General features: G+C 68.9%; 15 protein-coding genes. 7 read left to right on the top strand and 8 right to left on the bottom strand.

Annotation, left to right across the window (positions count from 1 at the left end):
• Nucleotides 1-84: 84 nt before the first annotated feature.
• The 6 genes from AB1L88_RS25450 to AB1L88_RS25425 all read right to left on the bottom strand — a co-directional run bounded on the left by AB1L88_RS25450 (nucleotide 85) and on the right by AB1L88_RS25425 (nucleotide 12,307).
• The gene (locus tag AB1L88_RS25450) at nucleotides 85-1,191 is read right to left on the bottom strand and encodes a DUF444 family protein (protein WP_367099525.1); all 1,107 of its coding nucleotides are present in this window, start codon (nucleotides 1,189-1,191) and stop codon (nucleotides 85-87) included.
• 210 nt (nucleotides 1,192-1,401) lie between these two features.
• Entirely contained in the window at nucleotides 1,402-3,462 is a 2,061-nt protein-coding gene (locus tag AB1L88_RS25445) for a serine protein kinase (protein WP_367099524.1), read from the bottom strand.
• Nucleotides 3,463-3,861: 399 nt separating this feature from the next.
• The gene (locus AB1L88_RS25440) at nucleotides 3,862-5,190 is read right to left on the bottom strand and encodes a hypothetical protein (RefSeq protein ID WP_367099523.1); all 1,329 of its coding nucleotides are present in this window, start codon (nucleotides 5,188-5,190) and stop codon (nucleotides 3,862-3,864) included.
• Between the two features lie 177 nt (nucleotides 5,191-5,367).
• Nucleotides 5,368-8,025 carry a hypothetical protein gene (locus AB1L88_RS25435; protein ID WP_367099522.1) on the bottom strand — a complete coding sequence of 886 codons (2,658 nt, stop codon included), beginning with the start codon at nucleotides 8,023-8,025 and terminating at the stop codon, nucleotides 5,368-5,370.
• A 116-nt stretch (nucleotides 8,026-8,141) separates the two neighbouring features.
• Nucleotides 8,142-9,050 carry a MotA/TolQ/ExbB proton channel family protein gene (locus AB1L88_RS25430; RefSeq protein ID WP_367099521.1) on the bottom strand — a complete coding sequence of 303 codons (909 nt, stop codon included), beginning with the start codon at nucleotides 9,048-9,050 and terminating at the stop codon, nucleotides 8,142-8,144.
• An 89-nt stretch (nucleotides 9,051-9,139) separates the two neighbouring features.
• The gene (locus tag AB1L88_RS25425; RefSeq protein WP_367099520.1) at nucleotides 9,140-12,307 is read right to left on the bottom strand and encodes a tetratricopeptide repeat protein; all 3,168 of its coding nucleotides are present in this window, start codon (nucleotides 12,305-12,307) and stop codon (nucleotides 9,140-9,142) included.
• Between the two features lie 370 nt (nucleotides 12,308-12,677).
• Here AB1L88_RS25425 and AB1L88_RS25420 point away from each other — a divergent pair, with 370 nt between their 5' ends.
• From AB1L88_RS25420 to pstB, 4 genes are all read left to right on the top strand, one after another.
• A complete protein-coding gene (locus AB1L88_RS25420; RefSeq protein WP_367099519.1) occupies nucleotides 12,678-13,727 on the top strand; it encodes a PstS family phosphate ABC transporter substrate-binding protein in 1,050 nt (349 codons plus the stop codon).
• Between the two features lie 81 nt (nucleotides 13,728-13,808).
• Entirely contained in the window at nucleotides 13,809-14,777 is a 969-nt protein-coding gene (gene pstC / locus AB1L88_RS25415) for a phosphate ABC transporter permease subunit PstC (RefSeq protein WP_367099518.1), read from the top strand.
• Nucleotides 14,774-15,880 (top strand): phosphate ABC transporter permease PstA, encoded by a 1,107-nt coding sequence (gene pstA / locus AB1L88_RS25410; RefSeq protein WP_367099517.1) that lies wholly within the window; start codon nucleotides 14,774-14,776, stop codon nucleotides 15,878-15,880. The genes pstC and pstA overlap by 4 nt, the downstream gene beginning before the upstream one ends.
• Nucleotides 15,877-16,713: a phosphate ABC transporter ATP-binding protein PstB gene (gene pstB, locus AB1L88_RS25405; protein WP_367099516.1), complete on the top strand. Its 837-nt coding sequence runs from the start codon at nucleotides 15,877-15,879 to the stop codon at nucleotides 16,711-16,713. The genes pstA and pstB overlap by 4 nt, the downstream gene beginning before the upstream one ends.
• Nucleotides 16,714-16,749: 36 nt before the next feature.
• Here the strand turns inward: pstB and AB1L88_RS25400 are convergent, their stop codons facing one another.
• Both AB1L88_RS25400 and AB1L88_RS25395 read right to left on the bottom strand, forming a co-directional pair.
• A complete protein-coding gene (locus AB1L88_RS25400; RefSeq protein WP_367099515.1) occupies nucleotides 16,750-17,343 on the bottom strand; it encodes a dCTP deaminase in 594 nt (197 codons plus the stop codon).
• The gene (locus tag AB1L88_RS25395) at nucleotides 17,340-17,633 is read right to left on the bottom strand and encodes a hypothetical protein (protein ID WP_367099514.1); all 294 of its coding nucleotides are present in this window, start codon (nucleotides 17,631-17,633) and stop codon (nucleotides 17,340-17,342) included. Before AB1L88_RS25395 ends, AB1L88_RS25400 begins: the two co-directional genes overlap by 4 nt.
• Before the next feature lie 211 nt (nucleotides 17,634-17,844).
• Between AB1L88_RS25395 and AB1L88_RS25390 the strand changes: the two genes are divergently transcribed.
• From AB1L88_RS25390 to AB1L88_RS25380, 3 genes are all read left to right on the top strand, one after another.
• A complete protein-coding gene (locus AB1L88_RS25390; protein ID WP_367099513.1) occupies nucleotides 17,845-19,041 on the top strand; it encodes an amidohydrolase in 1,197 nt (398 codons plus the stop codon).
• Nucleotides 19,042-19,045: 4 nt separating this feature from the next.
• The gene (locus tag AB1L88_RS25385; protein WP_367099512.1) at nucleotides 19,046-20,188 is read left to right on the top strand and encodes a YbdK family carboxylate-amine ligase; all 1,143 of its coding nucleotides are present in this window, start codon (nucleotides 19,046-19,048) and stop codon (nucleotides 20,186-20,188) included.
• A gap of 220 nt (nucleotides 20,189-20,408) precedes the next feature.
• Nucleotides 20,409-21,119 carry a winged helix-turn-helix domain-containing protein gene (locus tag AB1L88_RS25380; protein ID WP_367099511.1) on the top strand — a complete coding sequence of 237 codons (711 nt, stop codon included), beginning with the start codon at nucleotides 20,409-20,411 and terminating at the stop codon, nucleotides 21,117-21,119.
• The last annotated feature ends 61 nt before the right edge of the window (nucleotides 21,120-21,180 follow it).

Below are 21,180 nucleotides of genomic sequence, written 5' to 3'. Positions count from 1 at the left end.
GCGGCGGGGCCGATGTGTCGGGGGCCGGGGACGAGCGGTCGTCCGATCGTGTTCCGGGTGCTGAGCGCCGTCCGGGGCCGGCGATCAGCGACCCCGGCCGAGGAATTCCTTGATCGAGTCGTAGATCCCGTCCTTGTCGCGGATCTCCGAAAGGGCCAGGTTCGGCTCGTTCTCGAAGGCGTCTTCCAGCTCCCGGATGAACTCGCCCGAACCGTAGGGGCTCTCGACCTGGCCGTAGCCGAAGAGGTTGCATTTGGGGAGCAAACCCTTGCGCAAGAGTTCCACGCAGTGGCGGTTGTCTTCTCCCCAGTTGTCGCCGTCGGAGAAGTGCAGTACGTAGATGTTCCAGTCGGCCGGCGGGTGGTCGGCCTCGATGATCTTGTGGGCCAGGCGGTAGGCCGAGCTGATCCGCGTGCCGCCCGACTCCCTCGTGTGGTAGAAGGTGTGCTCGTCGACCTCCTTGGCCCCCGCGTCGTGGATGATGTAACGGGTGGTCACGCCGTCGTACTGGCTCCGGAGCCAGGTGTCGATCCAGAAGGCCTCGATCCGGACGATCTCCTTCTGGTCGTCGGTCATGCTGCCGGAGACGTCCATCAGGTAGAAGACGACGGCGTTGGTCTGCGGCAGATAGATCGGGTTCCAGGACCGGTAGAGCTTGTCCTCTCGGACCGGGATGACGATCGGATCGTCCGGGTTGTAGGTGTTCGAGGCGATCTGCCGCTTCAGGGCCTTCTTGTAGGTCCGCTTGAAGTGGCGAAGGCTCTCGGGGCCGGCCTGTCGGATGCCGGTGTAACGATCCTTCTCCTCGATGATGTTGGCCTGCCCCTTCGGCTGGATGCGGGGAAGCTCCAGCTCCTCGCCGAGGATCTCGGCCAGCTCGTCCATGGTCAGCTCGACCTCGAGGATGTGCTGACCCGGGCTGTCGCCCGCCTGGCCGGCACCTTCCTCGCCGTCTCCGGATCGGCCGATCGGCTGGCCGATGTCGCCGGGACCCTGGCCGACCCCGCCCGACCCCTTCGGGCCGTATCGGAATTCGGGCAGGTCGATCGACGGCATCGGGATCGAGACCAGCTCGCCGCCGGTCTTGCCGATCATCTCGCCGTGCGTGATGTACTTCTTCAGGTCCGCCTTGATCTTGCCGCGGACGATCTGTCGGAAGCGGTTCTGGTCCCGCTCGATTTTCCGTACCAAGGCCCACGCCCCTCGCCACTGTTGAGATCGGGCGGGTGGCCGACAGGCGCGAGAACGCCCGTCGACGCGGCCGGAGCCGCCCCATGCCGGGGCAACCCGCCCTGCCTGCACGATGCGAAAGAACCGGGGAGCTGACATCCACCGCCCATCGGTCGAAGGCGGCTCGCAGACTTGGTCTGGACCGCGAGCCGCCTCGGGGATCGGTCCGGTTTAGCCGCCGCCGCGCTTCACGTCACCTCGGGCGAAGATGCTGGCCACGTAGTTCAGGACGTCGGTGGCCGAATCTTCGTCGTAGCCGTAGTCTCGGATCAGGCGTCCCTTGACGATGTCGATCTTCTCCTGCGTGTCCTTGTCGACCACGCTGGAGACGAGGCTCGTCAGCTTGATCGTATCCTTCTGGTCCTGGAACAGCTTCAGTTCCAGGGCCTTCTGGAGCCGTTCGTTGGTCTTGTAGTCGAACGTCTTGCCATCGAGCGCCAGGGCACCGATGTAATTCATGATCTCCCGGCGGAAGTCGTCCTTGCGGCTCTCGGGGATGTCGATCTTCTCCTCGATCGACCGCATCAGGCGCTCGTCGGGCTCCTCCGGCTGGCCGGTGTACTTGTTCTTGACCTTCTCCCGCTGGGTGTAGGCCTTCACGTTGTCGATGTAGTTGCCGCAGAGCCTCGTCAGGGCCTCTTCGTCGGCGGCGATGGCACGCTGGACTTCGTTCTTGACGACATCCTCATACTCTTCCTTCACGACCGCCAGCAGGTGCTTGTAGTGCTTGCGGACCTCCTCGTTGTTGATCAACGAGTGGTGCCTCAGGCCCGATTCCAGCTCGTTGAGCACCATGAACGGGTTGACCGATCGCTCCTCGGCGTGGGCGACCAGGGCGTTGGAGATCTTGTCCTGGACGTATCGGGGGCTGATCCCGAGCATCCCCTCGCGCTCGGCCTCCTCCTTCAACTCCTTGATGTTGTCCTCGGTGAAGCCCGGCAGGGTCTTGCCGTTGTAGAGCTTCAACTTTTGCATCAGGGTCAGGCCGGCGTTCTTGGGCTCCTCCAGGCGAGTGAGGATGGCCCACATGGCCGCCACTTCCAGCGTGTGGGGCGCGATGCGCTTGCCGGTGACGCGACGGCTGTTGTAATCCTTCTCGTAGATCTTGATCTCGTCGGAGAGCTTCGTGACGTACGGCACGTCGATCTTGACGGTCCGGTCGCGCAGGGCTTCCATGAACTCGTTCGACTGGAGCTTGCGATATTCGGGCTCGTTCGTGTGCCCGACGATCACCTCGTCGATGTCCGTCTGCGCGAACTTCTTCGGCTTGATCTTGTGTTCCTGGCTCGCGCCGAGCAGGTCGTAGAGGAACGCCACGTCGAGCTTCAGGACCTCGATGAACTCGATGATCCCCCGGTTGGCGATGTTGAACTCGCCGTCGAAGTTGAAGGCCCTCGGGTCCGAATCGGAACCATACTCGGCGATCTTCCGGTAATTGATATCGCCGGTCAGCTCGGTGGCATCCTGATTCTTCTCGTCCTTCGGCTGGAAGGTGCCGATGCCGACGCGATCCTGCTCCGAGAGCAAGACGCGACGCACGCGGATATCCTCCAGCACCCGGGTCCAATCGCCTCCATAACGCTCCAGACGCTCCTTGAACATCTGCCGGCAATACGGGTCGAGCTCACCGATGATCCGCACCTGGAAATCGTCCGGGTCGCGGCCGGCGTTCAATTCCGCCAGCAGGTCGGCCCGGTACTCGGGGGGGATCAGGTGCAACGGCTCCTCGTGCATCGGGCACGGGACCCAGTAATCCTCGCCGTCGGGCCCCTCTTCCTTCCAGTCGAAGGTGTACAGCGCGCCCTCATCGGTCTGCGAGTAATACTCCAGCCCTTTCTTGAGCAGCCGGGCAATGGTGCTCTTGGAGCTGCCCACTGGGCCGTGGAGCAGAAGGACGCGACGCTCGGTCCCGTAGCCAAGGGCGGCGCTCTTGAGCACGTTGACCAGATTCATCAACGGCTTCTCGAGGCCGAAAATCGCGTCGTGTCCGTCTTCGATCGGGTCGTCGAAGAACCTGTAACGGACGAACTTCTCCTTGTGGATGACGATCTCTTCGGTGCCGAAGCTCAGGATCATATCATAGACCCGCTGGTACGCATTACGCGTGACCTTCGGGTCCCGGGCAACGATCTCAAGATACTCCGAAAACGTCCCTGTCCAGTGCTTCTTCTGATATTCCGCCAGGTTCTGGCGGCGAGCGATCTTGGCAATCAAGTCCGATCCGGCCGTCATGCGGTGTCCCTCCTGACTGCTCGGTGCCTCCGGACGCGACGGGCGACGCGTTGGACGACGCATTTCAAGGGCGCACGAATGCGGCGGGGAGTCAGCGCAAGCCTTCTCCCGCGAGCCAACCGGCGCCTGCGCAGGGGGCGATAAACCTCGAACTGAGGCGATTCCGAATTGTCAAATGTGTCGTGGGGGATGGGCCCGGCCCGGGCGACGATCGACGAATGATGAAACGCAATCGCTGGTCACGTTGGCGGGCAAAACAGCCGGAGCAGCAGGATCAAGGAGAGGCTGCTCGGTTGTCGGGCCCGGGCCTGATCGACTCCTCTAATCCTCACACCCGGTGGCGTTCATGTCAAGCGCAACACGCCAGGCTCGATGATCGCGCCCGACTCGGGAGCCCCGTCATGAGGCCGCCGGGAGGGCTTCGGCGACCTCCTGGCCGGCGTCGGATTTCTCGGCGATCACCGAGCGATTTCCGAGCTCCACCAGGGCCGCGAGCAATCCCAGCCCGACGACGAGCGTCACATAGTGGGCGTAGCTGTCGGCCGCCGGTAAGACCCACGGCTGCGGCGGCAACGAGAGGACCAGCCCATACGCCAGAACCACCGGAACCGCCGCCGCCACCCCCCCCAGGAGGAGCGTCGCGACCAGGTGTCCTCCCTCGGCCCGGAGCAGCCGGCCGTACCCCTTCAAGGCGCCTCGCCACCCTCCCCGACACCAGGGAGCCGCCCCGACGAGGCCCACCATCACCAGGGCCGCCCCCTGGATCGAGACCAGGCCCCAGCCCCCCAGCATCGGGGCCAGCACCGACCGCGCGAAGCCATCGGGGACATACGGCAGCGCCAGGTAACTCATCGCGGCCAGGTAGCGTGCCGGCATCACCGCCAGGCATCCCAGCATCGCCGCCGGGACCAGGGCGAAGATGGCGGCGACCTCGATCGGCTCGACGTCGCTCGAACGCTCGGCCCGTCGCAGCTCGACCAGGACCCACGCGGCCAGCAAGCCGTCGGAGATCAGCATCAAAGCCGGGACCACCAGCGGCTCGACGTACAACCCGCCGCCGATCGGCAGGTCGTCGGCGGATGCCACGATCGCGACGAGCCGATACGCGCCGTACGCCGAGGCGGCGATCCACGAGACCGTCACCCACCCCGGCCTGACCCGGTCTCGTTGGTCCATCGCATCGGTCCCCCACCGATCGGCCGAGAACCGGAAGGCCACGACGACGGCGATCCCGAGCAGGACGAGCAGATCCGCCAGGCTGAACAGGTCGCGGAGCGGAGTCAGCGCTGCCAGAATCCCGTGTTCCAGCGCGGCCTCGGGGACCGACCGGGTCCGAGAGAGCAACGACAGGTCCGCCAGGCCGAGCGGGCTCCTGTAGCGCACCAGCAGCGACGACGTCCAGGAAATGACCGACGCCCCCAGCAAGATCATCACGAGCCGGGCCGAGGCCCGCAGCCGCTCCACCGCCGCGCCGAAGAGCCGGATGTGGCCCGGCAGATCGAACAACTGGCCGAGCGCCCGGACCGGGCCCTGGGCGACCATCGCGACCAGCAGCAAAACCAGCAGGCCGAGCATCCAGGCCCAGAATCCCTCGGAACCCGGCACGACACTGGCCGACGACAGGGTCTGGCCCCAGAACCAACGCCGGAGCGCCATCAAGGGCATCTCGAACTCGTCGGGGACGGTCTGTGCCCAGAGGATCGGAAATCGGAGCAGCAGGGGGTTCAAAGGGGTCGTCTCCCGAGCGGAACGGTGGTCGGGCGGTGGGCGATCCGTCTCGGATCCGAGGCGTCTCGTCGAGTCGACGACAATTGTAACGGCCCCGGGCGTCTCGGGCATGGGGCTGCCTCGGCCCGATCCGTCATTCGCTGCGCGTCGCCCCGACTCGACGACCTTCAGCGGTGATTACCGGCCCCCGGCCCGCCTCAGGGCATCGTCTCCCGAGCCTGACGCTCGAGGGGCGAGGGGAGAGCCTCCCGCCACTCCCGCGTCAGAGACATACAACCGGAGGTAGCGATAGTAGACCTCCAGCGTCATCGCGGCCAGGGCCGTGGTATAGACGCGGCCCCCGTGGGTCCCGTAGCGCGTCGGGTCGGGGTCCCAGCTCCCGGCCTTGTGCCCCTCGCGATGCTGAAGGTCGACCAGCGTGTCCCGAACGAGCGGGTTCCAGCGATCCCAGGCCGGTCCGCCGGCCTGGTACATCGCCAGCGTGGCGTAATACCAGTAGTAGCTGTTGAATGTGTCTGCCGAGGGCGGATGTTGCAGCAGGTACGAGGCCGCCTCCGTGCTGGCCGCCCCTGGCCCCCCGAACCCGAGGAACTGCCGGCAGACCCAGGCCTCGGCCGACATGACTGGATCGGCCGGCCGCGACGGCTGATACCGGGCCAGGCCCTCCGCATCGCCGTCGGCGACCCGCTGCAGCCAGTTCCGCGCCGATTGCGCCGCGGTGGAAGGGACCTCGATGCCGACTTCCGACGCCGACTTGAGCACCATCACCACCCAGCCCAGGACGCTCGTATCGCCGACCGGAGGATGGGGCTCGTAATCCCAGCCCCGGCCCCCTTCGGCCGGGGTCCGGCGAATCTCTCCCCTGGGGAGGTAACGCCAGCCCATCAAGCCCGGATACTGGCTGTCGACCAGGAAGGCGACGGCCCGATCGACCGGCGCCTTGAGCTTCGGGTCGCCGCTCAGGGCATAGGCCTCCGAGAGGGCCAGGCTCGCCATCGTGTGGCAGTACATGCCGACGGCCCGGCTCGGGCCCCTCAGGTCCCCGTCCGCCTTCTGAATCGTCAGCAGGAAGTCGATCCCCCGGCCGACGGCCGGGGCGTATTTCCCGTCCAGGTGCGTGTAGCCGGAGCCCAGGAACGCGAGCAAGGCCAGGCCGGTGACGGCCGTATCCGCCTCCCAGTAGAAGCATTCGCCGTGGCAGATGTCCCCCGGCGGGCAGTGGGTCGTGAAGCCGGCGTCCCCGGAGGCGGGCGAGCCGTCCCGGTATCGGGCCGTCCCGGCGTTCCAGCGGCCGTCGGCGTCCTGGTGCCGGGCGAGCCAGTCGAGCGCCAGCTCCACGGCTTCTTCGCTGGCGGCGCTGGCCCCGGCTCGCCGAGCCAGCTCCGAGCGATTGGGATCGAGCCGAGGCCGGTAGACCTCGGGCACGTCTTCCAGGGTCCGACGCTCGACCGCCCCTGGGATGCCGGGCAAATCGGGCAGCGTCCGGGGGACCAGGCGATCGAGATCGAGGGCCGCCACCGGGGCCGATCGCTCGGCCACCCGGGCCGCCTCGCGATCGGGGGCGGGCCGGGCCGCGACCCGGAGGTCCGCCTCGGGCACGTCGAGGGGGGCATCCTCGGCCCGTCGGGCCACCGGGCGGCGATCCGGGCCTGCCACCGCCTCGGGGTCCGCCTCCGAAGGGGTCTCGATCTCGGGCGCCATGCGCTCGCCGTCGCCGGGCCTCGCCTCGACAACAGGGAGCGGCGGCGGGCCCGATCCCGGGAGACCCCGGTCGGGAAGCGGGACCTCCTCCGGCGCGAGGCGAGACGCCCGGGGAGGCGGCAGGTCGACGGTTGCTCGCGGCCCCGGGGCCGGGCGGAATGCCCCTCGATCGGGTGCCTCAGGGAACTCGGGATCCGGGGGCAATGGTCGGGCGTCCGACCCGGCTCGGGGGCGAGCCTCGGCCACGTCCGATCCCTCGGGGGCCGATTCGGCGGACGGCCGGGGCGCGATCGGGCTCGAATCGAAGGGATCGACACGGCGATCGGGGAGTGACCCGAGGACCGGATCGGGCAGATCAAGGTCGGGCAACGACGGGGGGGGCAGTTCCGCCCGGGGCGAAGGCCGAAGCCCGGTCGGCTCGTCGCGGCGGCCCGGTCGGCTCGCCAGCCGTTTGGGATCGGGCAGCGGAAGCCCTGCGGGTCGGCCCTCGGGACGATCGTCGCGGATCACGGCCGCCACGTCGGCCGGGTCGATCGCCGCCGGCTCAACGAGGGAGAGGGCCTCCGGCTCCGGTTCGAACGCCCGGTCCCCGTCCATCGGATCGCTCGGCAGCGCCGGCTCGGGGGCAGGCGCCGCGTCGGCCAGCCCCGGGCCCTCGATCCGGTCCAGGGCCTGGGGTTGGGGCAATTGTCCCGGGGAGACGTCGGGGCGGGCGGCCCCTCGCCCTTCCGGCTCGATCGCCCCGCGTAAGGCCATCGCCACCAGATCCTGATCGACCGCGAGGCCTCCCCCCCGACCGTTCCCCTCGGACCCGGGGGGTTCAAGGTCTTTCGCCCTCCCTCCGGCGGAGAGGGGGGTGCTGGTGACCCGGATGGCTCGGATGCCCGGCTCATCGCCCAGTTGGCCATCCGGCACGCCGGGCCCGATGAGCTTCGAGAGCTCCTCGCTGCTCGAGAAGACCAGGCCCACATGGGCGAGGACCGAGAGCACGAGGCACTTGCGCAGCACCCTGCGAGAGCCCCAGCCGGTCCAGACGATCAGGCCCAGGAGCAGGACCATCACGCCAAGGGTCGTCCAGGCGCCGACGTCGGCCTGAAGTAATCGGAGGAATGGTTCCAGATCCAGGCCGGTCATCGCTCCTCCGGTCGTCGTCTCAGGAAGGCCCCGACCCTCCGGGCCTGGGACCCTTCCGGCGATGAGCGCCCCGACGCCCGAACGCTCAAGGGGGCACTCTCCACCGGAAGGGGGCGTCAGAAGTTGCGTAACGAGTCGGGGATTTCGACCCGGATCGGCTGCGAGCCCCGAGGCTGGCCCCCGACCCCGAAGTGGGGACCGGCCGAGGCGTTCCGGTGGGGCGTCGCCGCCGCCATCGAACCCTTGTCGGCCCGGCTTGCCTGCTGGGCCGTCGCCAGCACGGCGATGGCGTCCACCGTCTCCGCCCCGAGGCGATCGAGCGCGTTTTCGAGCGCCTCGACCCGCCCCATCAACCCGTCGTAGGCCACCAGTGCCAGGATCGCCAGTGCGACCCCCGCCGTCAACGGGGCCAGCGCACCCCCCAGCGCCGGGCCCCACGAGGCCGAGGCGGCCGCCCCTTCCAGGTGAGACAGGGCCCGTCCCGCCGCCATGAGCGTGCCCAGCAGGCCCACGAGCGGGGCCAATGCCGCGATCCGACGCAGGGTGCCGACGTTGCGCCGGAGCCGATCCGCCTCGACCTGCCTGGCCAGGCTCACCGCCCGTTCCAGGTCCGGAGCGGGCCTCCCCCAGCGTCGGATGGCCGCCAGGGCGATCCGGGAGGCCGGGCTCGGGTTCATCTCGCAGAGGTCGGTGCCTTTACTCTGATCAAGTTGACCATCCTCCAGGCGGTCCCGGAAGCGATCGACGAAGCGCGTCGGCAGGACCCGGGCCTTCCGCAGGCGCAGCGACCGCTCCGCCAGGACGCTCAGGCCGAGTACGCCGCAGGCCGCCAGGCCGCCCCAGGTCATGCGGTCGGCGGGCGGGGTGGAGGAATACCACGATCGGGCGAGTCGGGCGAGCTGTTGGAGCTGCTCGGTCGCGACCGCCGAGGCCCGCTCGAGGTTCGACGGATGATCGGCGCCCCCGATCACCACCACCAGCCCCATCGCCAGCAGCGCCGGGCCGACATTCCGACAACGTGGCATCAGGCGGCTTTCGAACGCATTCCAACGCATGGCGAACGTCCTTATTGAATGTGGTTCGAGGGGTCCCTCGGGTGCCGGCGATCCGATCCTCAACCCCGCCGACCCGATCCCGAACCCCCGCCAACCGCCTCTCCTGAAACCCGCCGTCGCGCCACGGACAGCCGGCGAGCGGCCTCGTCCGAGGCCGGTTCGTCCGGAAATCGCGAGCGGAGCCTCTCATAAATGTCGGCGGCGTCGGCCCAGCGGTCGAGTTGTTCGTAAACTTTCCCCGCTTCCAGCAAGGCCAGGGCCTGCCACTTGGGCGCATCGTCGTACGAGGGCAAGATGTCGACCTTCAGGAATTCGCGGAGCGCCTCGTCGTAACGCTTCTGGTGGAAGAAGGTTTCTCCCCTCATGAACTGGGCCATCGCCGCCAGTTCTCCCCCCTTGCGGGCGTCGACGACGGCCTGGTAGGCCGCCCGGGCGTCCTCGAACCGGGGCGGGGCCTGACTCTGCAGGGCGCGGCCCCGGGCGTAGTCGAGGTCGGCCATCTGGGGCAGGTCCGGGACGTCGGCCTTCAGGGCATCGGCCAGGGCCAGCACGTCCGACCAGCGCTCCTGCTGCACCAGGGCCTGGATGAGCCGCAAGCGGGCGGTCGGCAGCCACGATTCCGGCCCCTGGCCCTCCAGGTCGGCGTCGATCAGGGCCCGGAACCCGGCCTCGGCCGCCTCGGGGTCACCCTTCCGGAAGGCCACCTCGGCCGCCCAGAACCCGGCCTCCCGGGCGAATCGCCCGTCCGGGAAGGCGCCGATGAGGCGCCCGAATGCCCGGCCCGCCTCGGCCCACTCCTCCCGCTCGACCCGGGCCCGGCCCTCCCGGTAGAGCGCGGCCTGGAGGATGCGGGGCTCCGTCTCCGCGGCCTCGTCGGTCAAGGGCCCAAGCCAGGTGAGGGCCTCGTCGAACCGCCCCGCCTGGAAGGCCGATTCCGCCAGGTTCAGGCGGGCATCGTCGGCCTGGGGAGAGGCCGGGTGCTCCTCGAGCAGGCGCTTGAAGACCTGATCGGCCTCCTCGATGCGATCGCCGTCGATCAGGGCCCAGGCCAGCTCCGCGAGCAGGAGGTCGACCGCCTCGGCCGGCTCTGATTGCCCGGACTCGATCAACGCTTCGAAGACGGGGACCGCCTGGTCCGCCCGGCCCGTCTCCACCAGCAAGCGGGCCCGGGCCAGATCGGCCTTCGGGGCCTCGATCGAATCCGGGTGATGCGAGCCCACCCGGGCGAACGCCTCGATCGCCTCGTCGGGCCGGTCCAGGTCCTGCAGCGCCCGCCCCCGGACATACGACGCCTCGGCCGCCAGAGGGCCCTCGCCCGCCTCCTCGATGACCTTCGCAAACGCCTCGATGGCGTCCGCCGGGCGGTCCGAACCCATCAGGGACCATCCCAGCCCCGACCAGGCCCGGGCGCGTTGGCTGGGGTCGCCCTGCTCCCGATCGGTCACGGCGCGGAAGTGGCGTTCGGCCCGGCCCCATTGTTCCGCGGCCAGGGCGGTCTCCGCGACCCGGAGCAGCGTCGGTCCCACGACCGGGCTCCCGGGGAATCGCCCCGAGAGCTGGGTGAGGGTCGTGTCCGCCTGCTCATGCTGGCCGAGTTCGGCGTGCCCCAGGGCAATCCGGGCCAGTGCGTGGTCGGCCGCGTCGCCGTCGGGGCGAGTCTCGACGAACCGGGCCAGGGCCGCGATCGCCTCGTCGAACCGACCGGCGTCGAAGTGCGCCTGCCCCACGAGATAGAGCGAGTCGAGGGCATAAGGAGAGTCGGGCGATTTCGACAGCTCGTCCAGGAGCCGGATCGCCTCCTCCTCCCGCCCGGCCGCCCTGGTGGCCAGCCCCAGGTAGTATCGAGCGGCCTGGTCGGTCTCCCGATCCAGCCCCGGACGGGCGAGCAGGGCGTCAAGGGCCTGGATCGCCTCCTCGGGCCTCTCGGCCTCGAGGGTGGCCCGGGCCTCGATGAGCAGGGCAGGGGCGCCGATCGGGCCGTCGTCGTCCGACCTCGATCGGGCCCGGCGGGCCAGCTCGATGGCCCGTTCCTCCTGGGAGAGCTTCAAGGCCAGGGAGGCGGCCTGGAGCAGGGCGTCATCCACCCAGCGATCCTCCGGATACGCCTCGACCAGCCGCTCGAACCGGGCCAGGGCATCGGCCGGGTCGCCGCCCCGTTCCGCGGCCTCGGCCGATCGGAAGAGCAGGGCGGGGGCGGTCGAGGTCTCCGGGAATCGCCCCAACGCCTCGTCGAAGACGACGATCGCCTCCGCCGAGCGGCCTTGCTTCAGCTCCCCGAGGCCGATCGTGTACGACGCCCTCGCGGCCAGCTCGGGAGTCGGATCGTCCCGGAGCGGTCCGAGCACCTCGCTCATCTCCTCGTAGCGTCCGAGGGCCAGCAGGGCCTCGGCCGTCCCCAGGCGGCCCCGGGCGACGTAAGGGCTCTGCGGGATGGCCGCTTCCAGGGCCGAGAAGGAGGCGATCGCCTCCTCAAAGGCCCCGGCTTCCAGTTGCAGGCGTCCGGCCTGATAAAAGGCCTCGTCGCGCTGGGGGGCCTCGGGGCGTTCGAGCAACTCCTGGAACCGCAACAGGGCGAGCCGCGACTCTCCCTGGCGGACGAGGACCCTCCCCAGGTACAGCCGGGCCCGATCCGAGAGCCGACCATCCGGGTACGTGTTCAGGGTCTCTTCGTAGGCTTCCCGCGCCCCTTCAAGGTCGCCCCGCTGGAACCGGACATCGCCGAGGTAAGGCCAGGCAAGCTCCTGATACCGGTGATTCTTCGCCCCCCCCGTGTACGATTCCAGGGCGTCCAGCGCCGCCGGCAAGTCGCCGAGGACGTAGGCCAGCTCTCCGACCCGGAACAGGGCCGTCGGCACGCTCGGGTGGTCCTCGGGCGCGACCTCCAGGAACTCCTCGAAGGCCGCGCGAGCCTCGGCGTATTCCTGGAGGAAGTGGTGGGCATTGGCCAGGCCGTAGAGCGCCTCGGCCCGGAAGGACGCGGTGGGATTGGTGCCGAGGAATCCTTGATATTCCTGCACCGCCAGGTCGAACCGGCGGGCCCGGAACAGTCCATTGGCGAAGTTGAGCGCCTCGGGGACCGGCTCGCCCCCGGGCCGGGCGCGATCGGTCTGGCCTCGGGCCTCGACCGCCGGCCCCATCAGGCCCGATCCGGCCAGCAGGACGACCACGAGGGCGGTCCCCACCGCCGACGATCGTCGGCGGCGGGACGATCGGAGTTCAAGACGCACCAGATCACCTCCCTGATCGTCGACGATGCCGGCAGAGCCGCCTCGCCGATCCGTCCTCTCCCCGCGTCATGCCGGCATGACCAGACGCGCGTCCCGGGACCCCTCCAGCATTCATCCGACCGATTATCGCGACCCAATGCCGCTTGGCAAGCCGAGCCGAGGTCGGATTGCCTGGATTGGCCAGGTTCGCCCGGCGAAGTTTCTCAACCGGCCCGGAACTTCATAAGATATTCACCGTCCTTCGTTAAGATCTTCTGGTAGCCTGGCACCATCGCATCGGCGCGGGTCCCCGATGCCGCTCCGACCGCGTCACACGCCCCACGATCGACGGTCGAGATCTCTTCCTGGTTCTTGTTCGAGTGAGTCCTCCATGGCGACGACCGCCCTCGCCTCGCTCCCCTCGCCCTCGCGCCCGCAAGCGTCGGTCAGCCTCTCGGCCCGTCGCGCCCGCCCGCGGGGGAGGATCCCCGCTCGGCCGGGCCTGGTGGTCCTGGCCGGCTGCCTCGGGATCGTCGCCGGGGCCGGGTGCGGGGCGGAACGCCCGGTCGTCGTGGACGGGTCGAGCACGGTCTTCCCCATCAGCGTCGCCGCCCAGGTGGCGTTCACCAGGGCCGTCGAGGGTGTCCCCAAGATCACGGTCGACTACCACGGGACCGGCGGCGGCTTCGGCCGATACATCGAGGGCGAGGTCGACATCGTTAACGCGTCTCGCCCCGCCAAGCCGATCGAGGAAGAACGTGCCTGGGCCAGGGGTTACGTCTGGTCCCGCTACCTGGTCGGCCACGACGGCATCACGGTCGCGGTCAACCCCTCGAATACGTTCGTCGACGCCCTCTCGATCGATCAGCTTCGCGCCCTGTTCGAGCGGGGAAGCGCCATCAAGACCTGGCGCGACCTGGACCCCGAGTGGCCCGATCAGGCGATCTCCTTCTACACGCCCGACCCCGATTCGGGCACTTACGACACCTTCGTCCACGAGGCGCTCGACCTCGCGGAGCAGCGTGACGACATCCAGCCGAGCGCCGACGATAATGTCCTGGTCAACGGCATCGCCGGCGACGTGAACTCGCTGGGATACTTCGGATTCGCCTACTACATGGCCAATCGCGATCGGCTCCGGGCCGTCCCCATCCGCAAGGACGACGACGCGGAACCGGTCGCCCCCATGATCGAGACGATCTACGACGGCTCGTACGTCCCCCTGTCCCGCCCCCTGTTCATCTACGTCAAGGACGAGGCGATGAGGCGCCCCGCCACCGCCGAATTCGTCAGCTTCTACCTCGACCATGTCGAGGACCTCGCCGGACAGGCCGGCTACGTCCCCCCCAATACCCGGGAACGATCCGAGAACCTGGCCACGCTCGGCCGGGTGAAGGCCACGATCTCCGTGGCCGGGTCGGCCCCCCCCACCGCCGATTGAACCGGACCCGCGACCGGACCGGACCGGACCGCTCGCGTTCCTTCGCGATGATCGCCACTTTCCCCCCCCTGTAGGCTGGCCGTGACCCAATTCCCTCAGACCGCCCCGGTCTCTCCCAAGCTGCCCCCCAGGCGTCACTGGATGGGGCAATCCTGGTTCCAGAAGGGCCAGGAGTTCGTCATCCCGCCCTTGATCTTCCTCTGCGCCCTCATCACGGTGCTGACGACCATCGGCATCGTCGCGGTGCTCGGGGTCGAGTCGTTTCGGTTCTTCCGGGCTTCCGGCGTCGGCGTCCTCGAGTTCCTGACCGGGACCACGCTCAATCCCAAGGGAGACCCGCCGAGGTTCGGCATCCTCCCCTTGATCTGGGGGACCTTCGTCATCGCCCTCGGCTCGTCCCTGGTCGCCTTGCCGATCGGCCTGCTCAGCGCCATCTTCCTCAGCGAATACGCCCCCTCCCGGCTCCGCGCCGTGCTCAAGCCGACGCTCGAACTGCTGGCCGGGGTGCCGTCGATCGTCTACGGCTACCTCGCCTTGCTGCTGGTCACCCCCGTGCTCAAGGCGGTGCTGGAGCCGCTGGTCCGGGTCGAATTCTACAACGCCCTGAGCGCGAGCATCGTCGTCGGGGTGATGATCATCCCGATGGTCTCCTCCCTCTCCGAGGATGTGCTCTCGGCCGTCCCCCGGGGGTTGCGCGAGGCCGCCTACGGCCTCGGGGCCACCAAGTTCGAGGTCTCGACGCGGGTGGTCCTGCCGGCCGGCTTGTCGGGGGTCCTCGCCTCGTTCATCCTGGCGATCAGCCGGGCCGTCGGCGAGACGATGGCCGTCCTGCTCGCCGCGGGGGTCAAGCCGCAGATCGTGCTCAACCCGCTCCGATCGGTCGAGACGATGACCGCCTACATCGTCAACACGATGAAGGGGGAGGCGGCGGTCGGGACCCCCGAACACCTTTCACTCTATGCCGTGGGGCTGGCGCTGTTCGGGGTCACGCTGGTGATGAACATCATCTCCGGGATCATCCTGCGGCACTTCCGGGAGGAGTACCAGTGAGCCGGCCGAGCGATCGATTGTACCGGCCCCGCCAGGTGCGCCGCCGCGTCTTCGGCGTCCTCTTCGCCGGGCTTTGCCTGCTGGCCACGCTCAGCGGGGTGGTGGTCCTGGCCGTCCTGCTCGGCTCGGTCCTCGCCAAGGCGATGTCGTACCCGCCGAACCCCCCCTGGTACGCGCTGGGCCAGCACGCCGGCGAGTTCTGGCGGTTCATGACCCGGATCGCCACCTCGACCAACTCTCCCGAGCCGGGCGAGGCCGGATTCAAGGCCGGGATCGCCGGCAGCCTCTGGCTGCTCGTCCTGGTGGCCGTCATCGCCATCCCGACCGGGGTCGGCGCCGGGCTCTACCTGGAAGAATACGCCCCCCCGGGCCGGGTCCGCCGCACGATCCAGACCAACATCGCCAACCTGGCCGGGGTGCCTTCGATCGTCTACGGCATCCTCGGCCTGGTGGTCTTCAGCCGGGCCTTCGGCTTCGACCCGCTCGCCCTGGGCAAGATGCTCTGGGCCGGGGCCCTGACGCTCAGCCTCCTGGTCCTGCCGATCGTGGTCATCGCCACGCAGGAATCGCTCCGGGCCGTGCCGCCGTCGCTCCGCCAGGCGGCCCTGGCGCTCGGGGCGACGCGATGGCAGGTGATCCGAGACCACGTCCTGCCCTCGGCCTTGCCGGGCATCCTGACCGGCACCATCCTGTCGCTCTCCCGGGCGATCGGCGAGACGGCCCCGCTCCTGATGGTCGGCGCGGCCAATTCGATCCTGTATACCCCGTCGAGCCCGGCAGACTATTACACGGCCTTGCCGGTCGAGATCTACAATTTCGCCACGCTCCCCCGAGAGGAGTTCCGGACCGTCGCCGCCGGGGGCATCCTGATCCTGCTCGCCCTCTTGCTCTCGATGAACGCCGTGGCCATCTTCCTGCGCACGCCGACGGGCCGTCGGTTCGCGGGGCGAGCCATCTCGCAGGTCAGCCGGATGGGCTGGGCCGTCAGCCAGGCCGTCTTCCCCTCGCATCGGGCGTTTGCGAACGGCGACTCCGAGGCCGGCGTCCCCGGACCCGCCCCGAACCCCTCGATCACCAACCCCGGGGATCCGCATCCGAAATGAGCATTGACCAGCAGTCGCAGACCCCCCCGGTCGACCTCCCCTCGCCCGAGACCTCGGCCGTCGTCCTCGAGGCGCGCGACCTCTCGGTCTGGTACGGGTCGACCGAGGCCCTCCGCCAGATCAACATCGCCATCCCCCGCAACCGGATCACCGCCCTGATCGGCCCGTCCGGCTGCGGCAAGAGCACCCTGCTCCGCTGCTTCAACCGGATGAACGACCTGATCCCCAGCTTCCGCATGGAAGGCCACCTGGAATTCGACGGCGACCAGATCGTCGGCGACCAGGTCGACCCGGTCGCCCTGCGACGGCGGGTCGGCATGGTCTTCCAGAAGCCCAACCCGTTCCCGAAGACCGTCTATCAGAACGTCGCCTGGGGGGCCCGGATCAACGGCTACACCGGCAACATGGACGAACTCGTCGAGCGATCCCTCCGCCGGGCCGCCCTCTGGGACGAGGTGAAGGACAAGCTGCACCGCTCCGGCCTCGACCTCTCCGGCGGCCAGCAGCAGCGCCTCTGCATCGCCCGCACCCTGGCGGTCGAGCCCGAGGTGATCCTCATGGACGAACCCTGCTCGGCGCTCGACCCCATCTCGACGGCCCGCGTCGAGGACCTCATGGAAGACCTCAAGGACGACTACACCATCGTCATCGTCACCCACAACATGCAGCAGGCCCGCCGGACGAGCGACATGACCGCCTGCCTCATGCTCGACCAGGACCGCGGCGACTCCCACCGCCCCGGCGTCCTGGCCGAGTTCAGCCCGACCGATCTGCTGTTCACGACCCCCAAGGATCGACGCACAGAGGCCTACATCACCGGCCGGATCGGCTGAGGGCGAGGCGCCCCGCCTCGCTCCGCCCCCCGCTCCTCACGGCCTCAGTTCGGTGAAGCTCTTCTGCCCCGAGAATTGCCCCGCGTACCCCTTGACCGGGGCCTCTCGGACTTCCTCCAGGATGAGCTGGCAGATCGGCATCCCCACGTCCAGCGCGACGGTCAGGTTGCCGAGGTTGAAGATCTCCAGTTGGATCGGCAGGCCGCGGTCGTTCGGGTCGTCCGGGTTGTCGCCGAACCCGGCGTGGATCGTCGGCGCGGTCACGTGCACCCCGACGCCGAGCCTCGCCAGGCTGCTCTTCCCCTCGACCCGGGCCGCCAGCCGCGAGCCCTTGGGCAGGTGGATCGTCTGCTCGGTGTAGCCGAGCACGAACTGCCCCGGCTGCAATTCGTAGCCCTCGGTGAAGATCGGCACCCGCTCGGCCCGATCCGGATCCTCGAGCAGGCGACGGATGTTGAACCCGGGCAATCCCGGCCGCACGGCCGGGCCCCCCGGCTTCCAGCGGACGAGGGTTGCGTCGAGGGTCAGGTCGACCGCGGTCGAGGTCCAGAGGTGCTCGGCCGGGACCGGGTCGATGGTCAGGAACCCGTGCCGGATCGCCGCCTCGATCTCCCGGTCCGAGAGGATCATGAGATGGGCCTGTCCACGTGCCTCAGGTGTTCGAAGGCGATCCAGGCCCGGTTGGCCCCGGAGTACGCCTCGCAAGGGAATTCGACCAGCACCCGGCGCCGCTCCCGGTCGATCTGGACGAAGCCGACCGGGAGGAACGGGACCCCTTCATGCCGATTGATCAGCGTCGGGGTCACGTCGAGATACTGGGTCCGGCCCTCCTCGTCGGTCACGCAGGCCGTCAGGTGGTCATCCCGAAGGCCGGGAGAAAGCTCGCAACGGACTTCCTCGAAGTAGGTGATCTCGGTCATCGTCGCGTCTCGTGCAGGTCGAGGGCCGATCGGATTCTCAAGGAGGAGGGACTCGTGTCCCTTTCTCTCTCTCTTTCGGTTCGGCCGGGGCGACGGTCCCGGTCCATTGCTCTCCCCGATGATCGCCCGATCGAGGTCCGAAGGCAACCTTCGGGGGGATCTCGCGGCTCGGTCCGCTTCCCCTCGCCCGATTCGCGGTTAACATGGAGTCATGGTCACGACGCTCCCCGAGGCCCTCGACGCCTCGATCGACGAAATGGGTGAGTTCCTCCGGTCGGTCCGGCGGCATTTCCATGCGCACCCCGAACCGAGCCGGGAAGAGTTCCAGACCACCCGGGAACTCGCCCGCCACCTCAACGACGCCGGGATCCCCCACGAGATCGCCCCGACGGGCCGCGGCATCATCGCCGGCCCGAGGGCGGGCCTCGACGGCCAGCCCCGGGTCGCCTTCCGCGCCGACATGGACGCCCTGCCGATGCAGGAAGGCAAGCTCGCCGTCCCCTACCGCTCGACCCGAGACGGCGTCATGCACGCCTGCGGCCACGATGCCCACGCGACCATGGCCCTCGGCGCCGCGTTGGCCCTGCATCGCTGCCGAGAGTACCTCCCCCGGCCGATCGCCTGGCGGGCCATCTTCCAGCCCGCCGAGGAGACGGCCGAGGGGGCCGTCGAGATGATCCGGGCCGGGGCGATGGAAGGCGTCGCATCGATCATCGCCCTGCACGTCGATCCCGAGCTGGAGGTCGGCCGGGTGGCCCAGCGGGCCGGGGTCCTGACGGCCGACTGCCGGGACCTCCGCATCGTCATCCGGGGGCGCGGCGGGCACGCCGCCCGGCCCCACCTGGCGATCGACCCGATCGCCGCGTCGGCCCAGTTCGTCTCGGGCGTCTATCAATGCGTGCCCCGGGCCGTCGACGTCCGCGAGCCGGTCGTCGTCAGCTTCGGCTCGATCCACGGCGGCGAGGCCAACAACGTGATCCCCGATCACGTCGAGATCGAGGGCACGATCCGGTCCCTCAGCCAGTCGGCCCGCGAACGCGCCTGCGCCGCCGTCCAGGGCGTCGCCCGGGCCGTGGGCGTCGCCACCGGGGCCGAGGTGCAGGTCGAGTTCCTTCACGGGATCGAGCCCGTCATCAACGACCCCTCGGTCATCGCCGCCATGGCCCACGCCTCGGCCGAGATCCTCGGGGCCGATCGGGTCGGGTCGATCCCGCACCCGAGCCTCGGTGGCGAGGATTTTGCTGCGTACCTCGCCCTCGCCCCCGGCGCGATGCTTCGCCTGGGGGTGGCGGGGGCCTCGGGATGGCACTCCTTGCACTCTCCCCGCTTCGACATCGACGAGCGGGCCCTGGTTCTGGGGGCCAAGATCCTGGCCCGATCCGTTGTCCTGCTCTCGGAAAAGGGGTGAGGTCATGGCCGATCGTCTCGAATTCGTGCGCAACAACTGGCCGAGCCTCGGCGTCGAGATCGAGCTGCAGCTCGTCGACGCGCAGACGCTCGGCCTGCGCAACGCGATCGGCGACATCCTGCCCGAGGTCCCCTCGGCCCTGGCCGAGCGGGTCAAGCCCGAGATCATGCAGTGCTACCTGGAGATCAACACCGAGATCTGCCAGACCGCGGCCGACGTCAGCCGCGACCTCTCCGAGAAGCTCAGCGTCGTCGAGCAGATCGTCGAGCGTCACGGCCTCCGCCTCTTCTGGGCCGCCACGCACCCGTTCTCGCACTGGCACGAGCAGCAGATCTCGCCCGATGACCGTTATCACGGCCTCGTCGACCTGCTCCAGGAGACGGCCCGACGGCTCGTGACCTTCGGCCTCCACGTCCACGTCGGGGTCGATTCGGGCGACAAGGCGATCATGATCTGCGACCGGATGCTCCGCCACCTGCCGACCCTGCTCGCCCTCTCGGCCAACAGCCCCTTCTGGTCGGGGCGCAACACCGGCCTGCACTCGCAGCGGAGCAAGGTCATGGACGACCTGCCCACCGCCGGGCTCCCCCCCGTGATGCGCAACTGGAGCGAATACGTCTGGCTGCTCAACCACCTGATCGACACCGGCTTCATCCGCAGCCTCCGGGAAGTCTGGTGGGACATCCGCCCCCACCACAACTTCGGCACGGTCGAGGTCCGCGTCTGCGACATGCCGCCCGACCTGCCGACCGTCGTCGGCCTGGCGGCCCTCATCCAGTGCATCGTCCGCGACCTCTCCCGGCAGATCGACGAGGGGACCTACCTGCCCGACGGCCACCCCTTCATGAACCGCCAGAACAAGTGGCGCGCCTGCCGCTACGGCATGGCCGCCGAGCTGGTCGACCCCTTCACCGCCGAGGCCCGGCCCGCCCGCCGGATCGTCGCCGACCTGGTCGATACGCTCATCAGGCGGGGCGTCCCCGAGGAACTCGGCTGCCTCCGGGAGATCGAGATGGTCCTCGACATGGCCGAGCAGCCGACCGGCTCCGAACGCCAGGTGGCCATCTTCGAGCAGACCGGCGACCTCCATGAGGTCGTCCGCCAGATGCTCGATCGCCGCCCCTTCGAGCCTCGGCCGACTTCATGACTTCTTCTCATGTTTTTCATGAGATGCCTGGGCGACACCGGTTACGATTGATCGCGGATTGACCGGAGCCAGGAGGGGCGCGCGTGCCCCTCGTTGTCGGGACGGAACCCCCTCGATCCTCGATTAACGTCCTGGGTCGGGCGATCGCCGTCCGATCGATCCGTAACCTCTCGATCCTTTCCTTCCGGTTCGCGAATCTCCGGGCGACGGACTCCCCCTCATGGCCAACACGCAGATCCTGATCGTTGAAGACGAACATCACCTGGCCGACACGCTGGCGATGAACCTCCGCCGCGAAGGCTTCGACGTCTTGATCGCCTATGATGGCCAGGACGGGCTCCGCCAGGCCCAGCTCCGATTGCCCGACCTGATCGTGCTCGACCTGATGCTCCCGGTCAAACCCGGCCTCGAGGTCTGCCGGGAGCTCCGGGCCGGGTCCCGGACCCGCGAGATCCCCATCCTCATGCTCACGGCCAAGGCCGAGGAGAGCGACGAGCTGATCGGCCTGGCCGTCGGCGCCGACGACTACGTCACCAAGCCCTACAGCCTCAAGGTCCTCATCCAGCGCATCAAGAACGTCCTCCGCCGCCGGGCCAGCCACGCGGAAACCGCCTCGGCCGTCGTCTTCGAGGTCCAGGGGGTGACGATCGACAAGCATCGTCACCGCGCCTTGTTCCAAGGCGCGGAGCTTCCCCTGACCCCCACCGAGTTCCGGCTCCTCGAGGTCTTGCTGCGCCAGGCCGGCCGGGCCTTCACCCGCCACGAATTGATGGACGCCGCGATCGGCGAGGATGCCATGGTCCTGGAGCGGACCATCGATGTCCATATCAAGAGCCTTCGGAAGAAGCTCGGTGCCGGCTCCGAATTGATCGAGACGGTCCGGGGCGTCGGTTACCGTTTCCGAGAGGCTGACCTCGTGGCGCAAGACTGATCCGGCCTCGACGGCACCTCCCCTGTTCGGTACCGGAGCCGAAAAAGGTCTTGCATCTCTC

The organism is Tautonia sp. JC769 (assembly GCF_040717455.1).
In the GTDB taxonomy this organism is placed as follows: Bacteria; Planctomycetota; Planctomycetia; order Isosphaerales; family Isosphaeraceae; genus Tautonia.
This window is presented reverse-complemented; position numbering and strand designations above follow the sequence as displayed.